The 14,149-nt window shown below is 35.9% G+C and carries 13 protein-coding genes; 3 read left to right on the forward strand and 10 right to left on the reverse strand.

What is annotated here, in order from left to right; translation table 11 throughout:
* Positions 1-20 precede the first annotated feature (20 nt).
* The 7 genes from UH1x_RS13435 to exaC form a co-directional block, all read right to left on the reverse strand.
* Positions 21-1,247: an ATP-binding cassette domain-containing protein gene (locus UH1x_RS13435; protein WP_482622239.1), complete on the reverse strand. Its 1,227-nt coding sequence runs from the start codon at positions 1,245-1,247 to the stop codon at positions 21-23.
* An 8-nt stretch (positions 1,248-1,255) separates the two neighbouring features.
* Positions 1,256-1,768 carry a GNAT family N-acetyltransferase gene (locus UH1x_RS13440; RefSeq protein WP_482622241.1) on the reverse strand — a complete coding sequence of 171 codons (513 nt, stop codon included), beginning with the start codon at positions 1,766-1,768 and terminating at the stop codon, positions 1,256-1,258.
* A gap of 30 nt (positions 1,769-1,798) precedes the next feature.
* Entirely contained in the window at positions 1,799-2,290 is a 492-nt protein-coding gene (locus UH1x_RS13445) for a DUF192 domain-containing protein (protein ID WP_482622243.1), read from the reverse strand.
* A 2-nt stretch (positions 2,291-2,292) separates the two neighbouring features.
* Complete coding sequence (gene lgt, locus UH1x_RS13450; protein ID WP_482622245.1) at positions 2,293-3,255, reverse strand: prolipoprotein diacylglyceryl transferase; 963 nt, start codon at positions 3,253-3,255, stop codon at positions 2,293-2,295.
* A 273-nt stretch (positions 3,256-3,528) separates the two neighbouring features.
* Positions 3,529-3,762 (reverse strand): membrane protein insertion efficiency factor YidD, encoded by a 234-nt coding sequence (gene yidD, locus UH1x_RS13455; RefSeq protein WP_245233005.1) that lies wholly within the window; start codon positions 3,760-3,762, stop codon positions 3,529-3,531.
* Positions 3,763-3,866: 104 nt separating this feature from the next.
* Positions 3,867-4,241 (reverse strand): DUF779 domain-containing protein, encoded by a 375-nt coding sequence (locus UH1x_RS13460; protein ID WP_036157840.1) that lies wholly within the window; start codon positions 4,239-4,241, stop codon positions 3,867-3,869.
* 13 nt (positions 4,242-4,254) lie between these two features.
* Positions 4,255-5,778, reverse strand: a complete 1,524-nt coding sequence (gene exaC, locus UH1x_RS13465; protein WP_396631989.1) for an acetaldehyde dehydrogenase ExaC — start codon at positions 5,776-5,778, stop codon at positions 4,255-4,257.
* 195 nt (positions 5,779-5,973) lie between these two features.
* Here exaC and UH1x_RS13470 point away from each other — a divergent pair, with 195 nt between their 5' ends.
* Positions 5,974-6,897 carry an AraC family transcriptional regulator gene (locus UH1x_RS13470; protein WP_482622247.1) on the forward strand — a complete coding sequence of 308 codons (924 nt, stop codon included), beginning with the start codon at positions 5,974-5,976 and terminating at the stop codon, positions 6,895-6,897.
* Here the strand turns inward: UH1x_RS13470 and cysS are convergent.
* Together cysS and folE are read right to left on the reverse strand one after the other, a co-directional pair.
* Positions 6,894-8,372, reverse strand: coding sequence for a cysteine--tRNA ligase (gene cysS, locus UH1x_RS13475; protein WP_482622249.1), 1,479 nt, complete (start codon positions 8,370-8,372; stop codon positions 6,894-6,896). The two genes, UH1x_RS13470 and cysS, sit on opposite strands and share 4 nt — an antisense overlap.
* Positions 8,373-8,386: 14 nt before the next feature.
* The gene (gene folE / locus UH1x_RS13480; RefSeq protein ID WP_482622250.1) at positions 8,387-9,067 is read right to left on the reverse strand and encodes a GTP cyclohydrolase I FolE; all 681 of its coding nucleotides are present in this window, start codon (positions 9,065-9,067) and stop codon (positions 8,387-8,389) included.
* A 134-nt stretch (positions 9,068-9,201) separates the two neighbouring features.
* Between folE and UH1x_RS13485 the strand changes: the two genes are divergently transcribed.
* A complete protein-coding gene (locus tag UH1x_RS13485) occupies positions 9,202-11,004 on the forward strand; it encodes a T9SS type B sorting domain-containing protein (protein WP_482622251.1) in 1,803 nt (600 codons plus the stop codon).
* 125 nt (positions 11,005-11,129) lie between these two features.
* On the forward strand, positions 11,130-12,566 hold the full coding sequence (locus tag UH1x_RS13490) for a T9SS type B sorting domain-containing protein (protein ID WP_482622253.1): 1,437 nt from the start codon (positions 11,130-11,132) through the stop codon (positions 12,564-12,566).
* Positions 12,567-12,619: 53 nt separating this feature from the next.
* Here UH1x_RS13490 and UH1x_RS13495 read toward each other — a convergent pair whose 3' ends face one another.
* Positions 12,620-14,125, reverse strand: a complete 1,506-nt coding sequence (locus UH1x_RS13495) for an OmpP1/FadL family transporter (protein WP_482622254.1) — start codon at positions 14,123-14,125, stop codon at positions 12,620-12,622.
* Positions 14,126-14,149: the final 24 nt, after the last annotated feature.

Below are 14,149 nucleotides of genomic sequence, written 5' to 3' on the forward strand. Positions count from 1 at the left end.
TTGTTAGGGAAGGTTTCTTTTTATTTTATAATACCAGATGAACCATTTTTACTGGGTATAAGGTCTAAAGTTCGTTTCGGTTTTAGACCTTTTTCTTTTCTATGCGAAACGAAAATAATAGCGGTATCGGTTTCATCGGCAAACTTGTTGACCAAGGCAACCAATAAACTGGCGGACTCATCATCCATATCTGCTGTTGGTTCGTCCAATATTAAAATTGGGGGTCTTTTGACCATGGCTCGCGCAGTCATTACCAAACGTTGTTGCCCAGTAGATAATGTATTGAAATATCGCTTTTTTTGATCTTGTAATTCTAAAAGGGTCAACCATTGATCAATTATTCTTTTTTGTAGCTCTGTAGGTATGGTGTAGAGCCCTATGGAATCCGTTAAACCAGAAATGAGCATATGTTCTATAGAATGCCTGCCATTAAATTTAAGTGTCATTGCGGGTGCGTAATACCCTATTTTCTTTTTAATGTCCCAAACACTTTCTCCACTACCTTTTTTATTTCCGAATAAATATATTTCTTGACCGTATGCTTTTGGATTATCACCAAATATCATGGAAAGCATGGTAGATTTTCCGCTACCGTTCGCACCTGAAAGTTGCCAGAAATCACCCTTCTTTACTGTCCAGTTGATATCGTTCAATATTTGCTTCTCGCCATAAGAGATACTTACATTTTTAAAATCAATCAAAATATTATCTAGGTTGGTAAAAGGTGTGATTGATGCAGGTATATTTATAGCATTGAATGTGTGGCTATTTATATTCTCATCCAATGCCGATTTCTCTAATACTGTAAATTCATTTTTTTTAAGGCTGCCAAAATGATTGATAAAAGAAAGGGTGTCTTCTTTTCTGCTCGCTAATTGAATAAATGCAATTTCTGTTGAATGTTGTTTTAGTATTGATTTTAATTCTTCTTGAAAAGCAATGTCTAAATTATCAAAAGGATTATCAAGAATTATATAATCTGGTTTTTCGTTTAGTAAGTAATATAGTAACGCTCTTTTTTGCTCTCCGCTAGACATAGTTTCTAGCGCTTGATGCTCAGAACTGATAATCTTTTCATCATGTTTATCTTCTTCGTCAATAAGTTTATCTAATGTGAAAGCAGAAAATAACCGGCCGTTTTTAGGTTTGAATTCTTGAAGCGCTACAGGTATGTTACCATGTTGAAAGTCTTTAATGAAGCCTTTCTTGTTAGAATTGTTATCTAAATATATTACCCAATGACTCATTTATGCGTTTATTCTAAAAATATGAACTTTGTTATTTGATAGGAAGTAGTAAAATCTAAAAACATCCCATTTTTTATAGCTGTTTTTTGCGAGGGAATATTATCAACTTGTATGATTGAAATTAAACTTTTGGTCCATCCTTTTTGAAAAGCTATTTCTTTACACTTTTTGGCAGCTTCAAAGGCAAAGCCTTGTCGCCAATATTTTGGGAGAATGGAATAACCTATTTCAAACTCTTTTTTACCATCTACTTCTTGTATAAGTATTCCACAAAGACCTACTAGTGTATTGGTGTCTTTTAAGAATAAAGCGTTCATGCCACCTAAGTTTTCATTATAGCGCTCAAATATTCTGTCAAATTGTTGTTGGCATGCCACAATAGGATCGGTTGGTAAACCTGACCAATATTGGGTACTTAAAGGTTCTTCATGAAAAGGAAGCCAATTTTGAAAATCTGATGGTTGTACTTCTTTAAAAAGTAAGCGTTCAGATTCTTCATTGAATAATACATATTCTGGCATTATTTCGTAATAAAATATTAGAAGCGGTAATTACTTTCTGCTAAAGCTAATGCTGTCACCAATAGATAGCCCTAATTCTTGCGCTAGACCACCGTTAATTTCAAGAACATATTTGATAGGAACCTGTGAAGATAAACCGGTCTCATTAAGTGGCTGGGCATTTTCTTGAAAACTAGCAATTTTTAAATCATCTTTTATATAAATAATATCTAGAGGAAACTCTGTATTCTTCATGTAAAAAGAATGCATTCTTTGGTCAGGGAAAATAAATAGCATACCCTGGTTATCATCCATTCCCTTGCGGTACATAAGTCCCGTTTGGGTTTCGTAATCCGTTTCTGCAAACTCAATATTGAATTTGGTTTTTACGGTATCACTTGCATTTAAAAAAATGGTTATATCTCCTTCATGAGTGAAATCTATACTTTGCGTGGAAATAGTCTTCTTTGGTTCTTCTTTACAAGAAAAAGCTAGTAGTGCAACAACCATTAAAATAACCGAACTTTTATATATCGTTTTCAATACTATGCAGTTTTAGTTTTTTTAAACATGAAGTATAATCCAATTAGAATAAAAGGAATACTCAACCATTGCCCAGTTGAAAGTAAACCTAAAGATTCTTCAAAGCCACCTTGACTTTTCTTTACGAATTCTGCAAAGAAACGAACCGTCCAAAGTAATACAAAGAACAAGCCGAACAAATAACCTGGTTTATTCTTCTTGTCGGTTTTCCAGTATAGGAAATATAAAAGAATGAATATGAACAGGTAGCCTATGCCTTCATACAATTGTGCCGGATGACGGTATGGTATCTCAGCTAAATACTGTGAAAACTGTGGGTTGTTTTCTATTGCTGCATAAGCCGCATTCAATGTTTTTTCTTGTGTAATGCCTAACGCTTTTGAAGGATGTAAGTCGTCTGAATCTCGAATGAATTTTGTGGCGAATATGAAGTTTTCATCTACCACTTTCCCATTGATTTCAGAATTGAAAAAGTTACCTAGACGTACGCAGAAACAACCAATTGCCACTGGTATAGCCATTCTGTCAAATATCCAAAGCATTTTAAATTCCGGGTATTTTCTAGTGTACATATACGTACCGATTATGATACCAATAGTAGCTCCGTGACTGGCTAAACCGGCAAAGCCTGTAAACTCATAACCATCTATTAAGCCAAATAATAAACTGCCTGTATCACTTTCGCGAACAGGAATTAAAATCTCTATAAGATGATTGGAATAGTATGCCCAGTCATAAAAGAATACATGCCCCAATCTTGCACCTAGCATTGTACTTAGAACCGTGTAGATAAATAGCGAATCTAATTGTTCTACGGATTTTTTCTCATTTAGGAATATCTTTTTCATGATAAACCAACCTAATGCAAAGGCGGTAATCCAAAGAAGATTGTAATACTTAATTTGTATGAATCCGATGTTGAAAAGTGTCTCATTCGGATTCCAAGTAATTCCTAAGAAATGCATGTGTTGAATTTTGAAAGGCTAAGATAATAAAATAGAAATCTACCTAGGCTTTAGATTGTGGAAATCGGTTTTGTTCTAGGTTAAAAGAGCGTTAAGTTTATATTGAGAAGAATAAAGAGAATAGAAAAGAGAGTAGAGAAAATAGATGTTAGATTAAAGAAATACTTGGTTATTTGACTATGTCAGAGTCTTGACCTACTGAACTTTTAACTTTAGTTAGCTTTTTTTGACTTGAAATTGGACTTTGTGTTTGAATTTGCGTTTGAAGCTTAATCAAGGAACTGGGTCATATCCTTTTCCGCCCCAAGGGTTACAGCTAAAAATTCGTTTGGTTGCCATCCATCCGCCTTTGAATAAACCATGTTTTTTTAATGCTTCAAGTGTATACTGAGAGCAAGTAGGGGAGTATCTACATGTTGCTGGTGTATATGGGGAAATAGCTACTTGGTAAAACCGGACTAGAAATACCAAGGGAGCAATAAGAATTTTTTTTAATGAGATTTTCACGATGACAAATTGATAATACAAATTTACTACAAATCAACTAACTGTGTAAAATAAGAAGTCCGGATGAGTTGCATCCGGACTTCTGAAAATGAAATGGTTTCGGTTTAGGCGCCTATTCTTATGGGGTCTAGATGTTCAGCTTCTTCTGCAGAGTATAATCTAGATTTGATTAAAAATCGAAGCCCTAACGGAATTTCCAATGAAAAACTAGAACCAATGCCAGGGACAACATCAACCGTTAGTTGCGTGTGTTTCCAATATTCAAACTGATCTCTAGACATATGAAAATCGCAACCTTCTATGGTGCCCAACCAAACATCGTTATCATCAAGCATTAAATCTCCTTTTTCAAAACACATGGGAGATGAACCATCACAACAGCCACCACTTTGGTGAAACATAAGTTCGCCATGCCTTTCTTTTAACTGAGCAATTATTTCAGCCGCTTTTTCGGTTACTAATACTCTTTTTGTTTTCATCATAAATTGGTTTTTAAAAGAAGCCCATTTTTTTCTTATCGTAAGAGATAAGCATGTTTTTGGTCTGACGGTAATGTGCCAACATCATTTTATGGTTCTCTCTACCAATACCTGACTTTTTATACCCACCGAAAGGAGCATGTGCAGGATATAAATGATAGCAGTTGACCCAAACTCTACCGGCTTTTATCGCTCTTGATATTTGATAGGCTTGGTGGGTGTCACGTGTCCAAACGCCTGCACCTAGACCATAAAGAGTATCATTTGCAATTTCTATAGCTTCTGCTTCATCTTTAAAAGTGGTCACACAAAGTACAGGTCCAAAAATCTCTTCTTGGAAAACTCGCATTTTATTATTCCCTTTTAAGATAGTCGGTTCAACATAGTAACCACCTTCTAAACCTTCGTTATACGCTTGAGAACCGCCAGTAAGTACCTCGCAACCTTCTTCTTTACCTATTTCTATATAGCTAAGGATTTTCTCGAACTGATCGTTGGAAGCTTGAGCGCCCATCATTGTGTTTGGGTCTAAAGGATGCCCCATTTTAATGGCTTTGGTACGCTCTATTACTCGTTCTATAAACTTGTCATAAATGCTTTCTTGTACTAACATTCTAGATGGGCATGTGCAAACTTCACCTTGGTTTAAGGCAAACATATTGGCGCCTTCTAAACATTTATCAAAGAATTCATCATCAGCATCCATAATACTTTCAAAAAATACATTTGGAGATTTACCACCTAACTCTAAGGTAACCGGAGTAATATTTTTAGATGCGTATTGCATAATCAATTGCCCTGTGGTAGTTTCACCGGTAAAGGCAATTTTATCAATTCTTGGACTAGAGGCTAATGGTTTACCTGCTTCTGCACCAAATCCGTTTACAATGTTTAATACACCGTCAGGTAAAATACCTTCAATGATTTCCATTAAAATTAAAATTGCAACAGGGGTTTGTTCGGCAGGTTTTAAAACTACACAGTTACCGGCAGCCAATGCTGGAGCCAATTTCCAAGTAGCCATTAATAATGGGAAATTCCATGGTATAATTTGACCGACGACACCTAGTGGTTCTGTAACATTTAGTGCCACCGTATTAGAATCCAATTCACTGACAGACCCTTCTTCTGCTCTAATGACTCCGGCAAAATATCTAAAATGGTCAACTGCCAATGGTAAATCTGCAGCCATAGTTTCACGAATGGCTTTACCGTTGTCCCATGTTTCTGCTCTGGCAAGAACTTCTAAGTTTTGCTCTATTTTATCTGCAATTTTTAGAAGCATATTACTTCTTTCGGTTGCTGATGAAGAGTTCCATGATGGTGCTGCCTCCCAAGCGGCGTCAATTGCCTTTTCAATATCTTCTGCTGTTGATCTTGGTATTTTTGTAAATGACTTTCCATCTACGGGAGAGATGTTGTCAAAATATTCACCCTTACTTGGTGCAACCCATTTGCCGCCAATAAAATTTTCATACTGGTTTTTAAATTTAGGTTTCTGAAGTACATCTTTTTCTACTGCTGCTGTTGTGCTCATAATATATGATTTAAGTTAATAATAGAAGTCTTGTCGTATTCATAGTGCCAATACGATATTCTAAATGTACTTCTCACATATTCAATTCATCTGAAGGATACTACGAATAATGTGAACTATTCTATCAAAAATTCATTTTATGATTTTTTTAAGTATATAATTTTGTAATTTCCTTAAAATTAAATCAAAATTAGTGTGATTCATTTATCAGATAATTTCTTTAATGGAAGGCGTTTAGAGACTTTGGTCGAGAACCAAACCTCTTATACTATGAACAATGCCGCTATGCATGTTTTTGAAACACATGAGCAGGCAGCTAGTGTATTATTGCAATTTGAGCAACCTGTATTAGCTAGTATGATACAGGGAAAGAAAATTATGCACCTAAGAGATTATGAGTCATTTGATTTTTTGCCGGGAGAGTCTTTAGTTTTACCTGCAAATGAAGGAATGTGTATAGATTTCCCCGAAGCTATGGCAAAGAACCCAACTAGATGTTTGGCAATGGCTATTTCAGAAGATAAAATAAACAAGGTATTACAGTTCATGAATGAGAATATGCCCAAGAGTAATAAAGAGGCATGGGGTTTAATGGACTATAATTTTCATTTTGTGAATGATAGGGGAATATTTCAAATTATTCAGCGTCTCTTGTTTTTGTTTTCTGAAGATCATCCATCCAAAGACATATTTGTAGATAACATGTTACGTGAGCTTATCATTAGAATTTTACAGACTAATGAGCGTAAAATATACAGTAACGCAACTTTGTCCATTAAAAAAGAAAGTAGACTTACTGAAGTTATACGCTACATTAGAGATAATGTACACAAGTCTTTAAGTGTAGATGATCTAAGTAGGTTAGCATGTATGAGTCCTTCACATTTTTACAGGACCTTTAAGCTAGAATTAGGTATTTCTCCGGTAGAGTTTATAAATAACGAGCGTATAAAACTAGCTGTGGGTTTATTGCAAGATCCAAAGCGAAGTATTAAAGATGTCTATCTAGATTGCGGATTTGAGAGCAGGTCTTACTTTAACAGGGTCTTTAAAACTAGGCAACACCTAGCGCCTGGTGAATACCAGTCTAAAATTCACAAATCTAAATATTTAGATTAAAGGCTATACGTAGTACCTTCTTTACCGTCTTTTAATTGAATACCTAGTGCCGCCAATTGATCACGTATTTGATCAGATGTAGCAAAATCTTTGTTTTCTCTAGCTGATTTACGCAATTCGATCAATAGTTCTACAACACCACCTAATTTTTCTGTATCGGCATCAGAACTACTTTTGTTTTCTAAACCTAAAACATCAAAAACAAAACCATGTATAGTGCTTTCTAATTCTAGTTTATCTTCTGCGGTAATAGATTCAGTGCCTTCCTTAATAAGATTAATATGTTTAACGGCATCAAATAATTTCGCAATTAGTATAGGTGAATTAAAATCATCGTTCATGGCAGCATAACAAGATGCTTTCCAAGCCGTAATATCAAAATCGGTAGTCTTGCCAGTATTTAATGATTTAAGGGAATTGATAGCTTCCATCAACTTATTGAACCCTTTTTCAGATGCCAATAAGGCATCATTACTCATATCTAAAATGCTGGTATAGTGTGCCTGCATCATAAAGAAACGAACCATTGAAGGCGAGAAAGGCTTACTTAAAATTTCATTTTCACCTGAAAATATTTCTCCTGGTAAAATACTATTACCCGTAGATTTTGCCATTTTTCTACCGTTCAAGGTCAGCATATTGGCATGTAACCAATAGTTTACGGGGCTTTGACCATTGCAAGCTTCTGCTTGTGCAATTTCACATTCGTGGTGTGGAAATTTTAAGTCCATTCCACCTCCATGAATATCAAATGTTTCGCCCAAGTATTTGGTACTCATAGCAGTACATTCTAAATGCCATCCTGGGAAACCGTCGCCCCATGGCGATGGCCAACGCATAATATGCTGTGGTTCTGCTTTTTTCCATAAAGCAAAATCTTGCGGATTATGCTTGTCGTCTTGAGCGGCAAGATCACGGGTATTTGCAATCATGTCTTCAAGCTTACGACCACTAAGTTTACCGTATTCATGTTCTTGGTTAAACTTGGCAACATCAAAATATACAGAGCCATTGGTTTCATAAGCAAATCCTTTTTCAAGAATGTCCTTAATAATTTCAATCTGCTCTATTATATGACCAGTTGCTGTAGGTTCTATACTGGGAGGTAAGAAATTAAATTTCTCTAAAATATTATGGAAATCTACAGTGTAGCGCTGTACTACTTCCATAGGTTCCAACTTTTCTAATCGTGCTTTTTTCGCAATTTTATCTTCTCCATCTTCCGCATCATCTACCAAATGACCTGCATCTGTAATATTACGTACGTATCTAACTTTGTAGCCAAGATGTCTAAAGTATCTAAAAATCATATCAAAAGACATGAAAGTTCGGCAGTTTCCTAAATGTACATTACTGTACACGGTTGGTCCACAAACGTACATGCCTATGTGGCCTTCGTTTATGGGTTTAAAAACTTCTTTTTTTCCGGTTAGGGAATTATATACTTTGATTTCTTGACTTTCGTATAATTGCATGAAGCTATATGCTATTAAAAATGGGTATCTAAATTAAGGTAGTTCAAAAACTCGCGGCGTACTAATTCTTCTTTAAACTTACCACCATATTCTGCAGTTACGGTGCTACTGTCAATATCGCGAATTCCTCTAGAATTTACACAAAGGTGTTTTGCATCTATAACACAAGCAACATCTTCCGTGCCTAAAGCTTTTTGTAATTCTCTTACTATTTGAATATTTAAACGCTCTTGAACTTGAGGGCGTTTTGCGTAGTAATCAACAATACGGTTCATTTTAGAAAGACCTACAACAGTACCGTTAGAAATATAGGCAACATGAGCACGACCTACAATAGGTAACAAATGATGCTCACAAGTGCTGTAAAGGGTAATATTCTTTTCAACCAACATCTCCCCATACTTGTACTTATTATCAAAAGTAGAAGCTTTAGGTTTTTTGGTAGGGTTTAAACCACCGAATATTTCATTTACATACATTTTAGCAACTCTGTTTGGAGTTCCTTTTAAGCTGTCATCGGTTAAATCTAAACCTAATGTAAGCATGATTTCGCGAACATTTTCGCGAATACGTTCAATCTTTTCGGCATCATCCAGGTCAAAGGCGTCTGAACGTAATGGAGTATCTTCTGACGTGGAAATATGATCGTTTCCTAATTCATCAAATTGATCTTCCAGTGTATCCTCAATTTTCATTTTATCAATCTTTTAGAAGCTGCAAAGATATACAATATGTGCCACTTTATAACGAATAACGGGCATTACACAACATTAATTAGCCATAACGTTAAGGTCTAGTTAATTTTATTTTTCCAAATCAGAAGTCCCCTATGACCAAGTATGGCATATCTACTTTGTTAATTTACTTTTTTGGCATGTTCACTTGTTTTGCACAAGTAGCTGCTGACTGCGCTAATGCGGTTCCTATTTGCTATAATACTCCTGTAAATGGTGGTACCAATGGTTACGGTATTGACGATTTTAACGGAGCTACAATTTCTGGATGCATAAATCAGGGTAGTGGTACTATTGAAACAAATTCTGCTTGGTATAAATTTAAAATTGGTGAAATTGGTCAATTAGGTTTTAATATAGGTTTTGATACTACTGAGGATTGGGATTTTGCCTTATACAGAACAAGTGATTGTACAGCCTTAGGAGAACCTGTTCGATGTAACTATTTTGATAATTCTGATGATAGCAGTTATATAGGGGTAGGTGAGGACCCTACGGGTATAGATAATATACAATATGATGATTGGTTAGATGTAGAGCCAGGAGAAGAATACCTGCTCATGATCAATAACTTCAGTAATAATAACTCTGGTTTTTCTATTCAGTTTTCAGGGAATATTTTTGTAGAGTTTCCAAATACGGCACTAGATTGTAATATTATTGACAATTTATTAGGTCCGCCAGTTATTGCTTGCGATAATGAGACTGTGGTTTTAGATGCAACTACTGAAGATGCTAAAACTTATCAATGGGAATTGGATGCTGGAACAGGTTACCAACAGATACCGGGTGAAAGTGACCCAGAACTCTCTATTGCCGTTTCTGGTATGTATCGTGTTATTATAGTGCGAAATTCAGGTAATCCTATAACAAGCGAAACCCAAGTTGCATATGCTCCATCGCCAGAAACATTTTCTTTAGAAGATGAAACGGCATGTTTAGATGGTACAGCTATAGATTTAAATGCAAAGGATGCTGAAGCGTTAGGAGGGCAGAGTTCTATGGAGTTTCGTGTTTCTTATCATGAAAGCTTTGAAGATGCAATTGACGGTGCAAACGCACTTTCAAAAGAATTTATACCAACAGAGGTTTTACAAACTATTTATGTAAGAACGACATCTATAGAAAATTCTATGTGTTTTGATGCTTCTGAAACCTTTAATATTAACGGAATTGAGCTTCCTGTTCTAGATTTTGAAACAGAGGTATTTATTTGTGGCGATGAGCCGATTGTAACTATTGGGCAACGTATACCCGATAGTGATTTTACATATGAATGGAGCTCTGGTCAAACATCATCATTAATTACCGTTGCAGAGCCTGGTGTGTATACGTTATCTGTAACGAACATAGAAGGGTTGATACAATGTATTACCGTGCGTTCTGTTACTGTGGTTTTTTCTAGTCCTCCGGTAATTTCAGATATTACTATAGAATATGAAGATGATGCTTCTAATGTGGTCAATGTTTTCTTGGAAGAAAGCGGCGATTTTGAGTTTCAAGTAGATAATGATGCGCCACAGCGTAGTGGGGTGTTCAATAATTTGTTTCCTGGAGAGCATACCATTACGGTCCGTGATATTAATGGCTGTGGATCTGATATTAGGGATGTTGTAGTAGTTGGTTTTCCAAAGTTCTTTACTCCCAATGGAGATAACGTAAATGATGTTTGGAAAGTTGATGGTCTATCTGCTTTAGATAATCCTGTAATTACTATTTATGATCGTTACGGTAAATTATTGCATCAGATATTTGAAAACTCCAGTGGTTGGAACGGTTCTTTTAATGGTACGTTATTGCCGGAATCTGACTATTGGTTCAAGCTTTCTTACACCAATTCTTTAGGTGAAGATACAGACGCATCTTACATTAATAATCATTTTACTTTAAAGCGCTAAGCCTGGTTTTTAGGCTTGATGAGTGCATTTTATCGATTAAATGCAAGAATATCCGTTGTAAGATACTAAAGCAAGTCATGTGTAGTTATAATATACATCACGTATACTAACTTAGTTACACTTTTATGAGAACTCTTTTTTGTTCTATATGCTGTTTGTTTCTTTTTTGTTGGAATGTAACTGCACAGAATTCAGCCGATTGTAGAACGGCTATTCCTGTTTGTGCCGATCAACCTATTATGGGTCTGGCTGGTGGAACAGGAGATGTAGATGATTTTGATCCAGATGTAATACTACAAACTGGGTGTCTGGAAAAAGGAAGTCTTTCATCAGCAAATATCGAATTTAATACTTCATGGTTTGTATTTAGAGCGGGTACTGGCGGTCAAGTCGGTTTTGACATTGAAGCTTTACCCTCTACTGGATCTACACCAACCGGAGAATGGGATTTTGCGGTTTACGGACCAGATGTTGATTGTGCGGATATTAGTAATGGTACGGCGCAACCAATACGTTGTAATTATGAAGTTAATGATACCAACTTTACCGGATTAGGAGTAAATCCGGAAAGTGGGGAAGAAGGTCGTGCATCTTTAACAGGTAGTCAGAATACATATGATGAGTATTTAGATGTAGTGCCTGGTGAGATTTATTACATATTGATAAATAATTTTGCAGATAATTTTACTGGAGATCCTGAGCCATTTATGTTAACCTTTACGGGTAGCTCAGTAAATGATGATCAAGACACCGCTTTAGATTGTACATTGAGAGATGAGTTCTTAGGCTTAGATATTATAGCTTGTGAAGGTGATGATCCAATTACTATTAGTGCTTTGAATTCACCTGCAGGTGCAGATATTGCCAGTGTAGAATGGACGGTAGATTATGAAGATGACGGTGTGGTTGATGATACGCTTACCGGTACGGGTGATTTTGGTGCTGAGTTGGTAGTTGCCAGTCCTAATTCTGGTCGGTATTTTGCTACAATTACCACAATAACCGGTTCACCGCCAACAGTTGCTGATGAAAGCGGAGTTTTAATTACCTTTTTTGGTACTCCTGTTTTAGATCGAGTAGAAACTTTGGATACTAATCTTTCCATTGATCCCGATCAAAATAACATTGAGTTTTTTGTTGAGGGAGATGGCGATTATGAATATGCCATTAATAATGGGGTATTTCAAGATAATCCTATTTTCATGAATGTGCCACCGGGTGTGAATACAGTTATAATTAACGATAAAAATGGATGTGGAATTACGGATCCAATTGAGTTTTTAGTAGTTGGTTATCCAAAATTTTTCACTCCTAATGGTGATAGTGTTAATGATACATGGAATATTTTAGGTATTGAAACACTAAGTGATCCTGTTGTATTTATTTTTGACAGGTACGGCAAGTTGTTGAAACAATTAGGACCAACGGATACGTGGGACGGTAATTTTAACGGACAGCAAATGCCATCTACAGATTATTGGTTCAGGTTTGAGTATGGAGAAATGGAAGATGATCTATTGGTAGCTAAAACTCGAAAGACACATTTTACATTAAAGAGATAAACAAAAAAAGGGGAGCTTAACGCTCCCCTTTTTTTATGTAATTGCTTTTTGTCTTAAAAGTTAATCGTATAACTTAAGGTAGCATTCATAATTCCTCTATCAATCATTGCGGGTGTGGTAATACCGGCATTAAATAATCTTTCGCTTACATCCTGTTGAGAACGACTTAGGGAAAAGTCTAATTTACTTCCGCCAAAGTTATACCCAATACCACCAGAAATGGCATTTAAATCTCCAATTGTATTTCCATTGGCATACGGACTCTGTTCAAAACGGTATCCTGCTCTTAGGCTTACTTGCTGAATTCTGTACTCACCGCCAAGTCTAAAAGTAGAAACGGCTCCTAAATCACTCGCAATTTCTGAGTTAACTGTTTGGAAGCTTGGGTCATTTGTAGGGCGTAATTCCGATTGTGAGAAATCTTGATATCCATAATCGAAACTTAATAATCCATCTTTTGCAAATATTACAGCTAAACTACCTGTAAGCTTACTAGGTGTTTTAACCGTGTATTCTTCAAAAAGGTTTACAATGGTAAAGTTGATGAAATTAATATCCGCATCTGCTAAATCAGAATTTACACGTTGCGAAGTATTGTCCTCCAAGCGATACCATGTTGGTGATTGGTAGCTACCTCCTAAACGTACATTATCGTTCAATTTGGCAATTGCACCTAAAGTAAATGAGAATCCGTTACCTTCAGTTTCTAAATAATTGTCAAACGTAGTTCGTGTAATTTCAGAATTTGGCTCATAACCATCTTCGGAAAATTGATCATATTGAGTATATAGAACGCTGTGAAAATTTAATGAAGCCCCCAAATAAATGTTCTCTTTGTATTGAGAAGCAACGTTAACGGTAAACTTACTATTATAGCCCGTAGTTCTTCTTAAAAAATCTTGGTCAACAAAGTCATAGAGAGAATTACTGATGTAATTTGTGTTGTTGTTATCTTCAGTCTCTGGGTCGAGAATTCCACCATAGTATCCTAAAAATGTTTGCTGGTCTCTAAAACCTTGAGCTGCACCAATATCTAAATATGCTTCTTCTAAAAATTCGCCATCTTGTAATAAAATAGACCCAAAAGGTGTACCACCCGCATATTCTAGAAAATAAGTATCAATACCTTCTGTTGCACTTCCAGAAACATAGTATTCGTTGTCAAAATTATTGACCAAGTCATAATTAAAAGCCAAGGTAAATTTTTTCCAATCAGAATTAGCATCGGTGTTTTTAAATACAAATGCACCACCTATTTGATTTAGTTCAATGTCGTTATTCTTGGTTATTAAGGCGTCACCAAAGTAACGGGCATCATTATTTGTATGGTAGTTAGATCCTGTGATGGTGAATAGGCTATTATTGAAAACAGCAGAGCCTGCAGGGTTAATGTTTAGTGATGATAAATCCCCGCCTAGGGCACCAAACGCTCCGCCCATAGCTTGAAAGCGAGCGGTTCCTTGAAGGTTTTCTGTGCCGTAACGTAAAGCTTCGTTTATGTTTTGTGCACTACCAACGGCACATGCCATTAGTATTACGAAAGTTAAATATCTCTTCATAACAATATTTCAAGTTTGATAAAT

It is taken from the genome of Maribacter sp. UH1 (genome assembly GCF_056839145.1).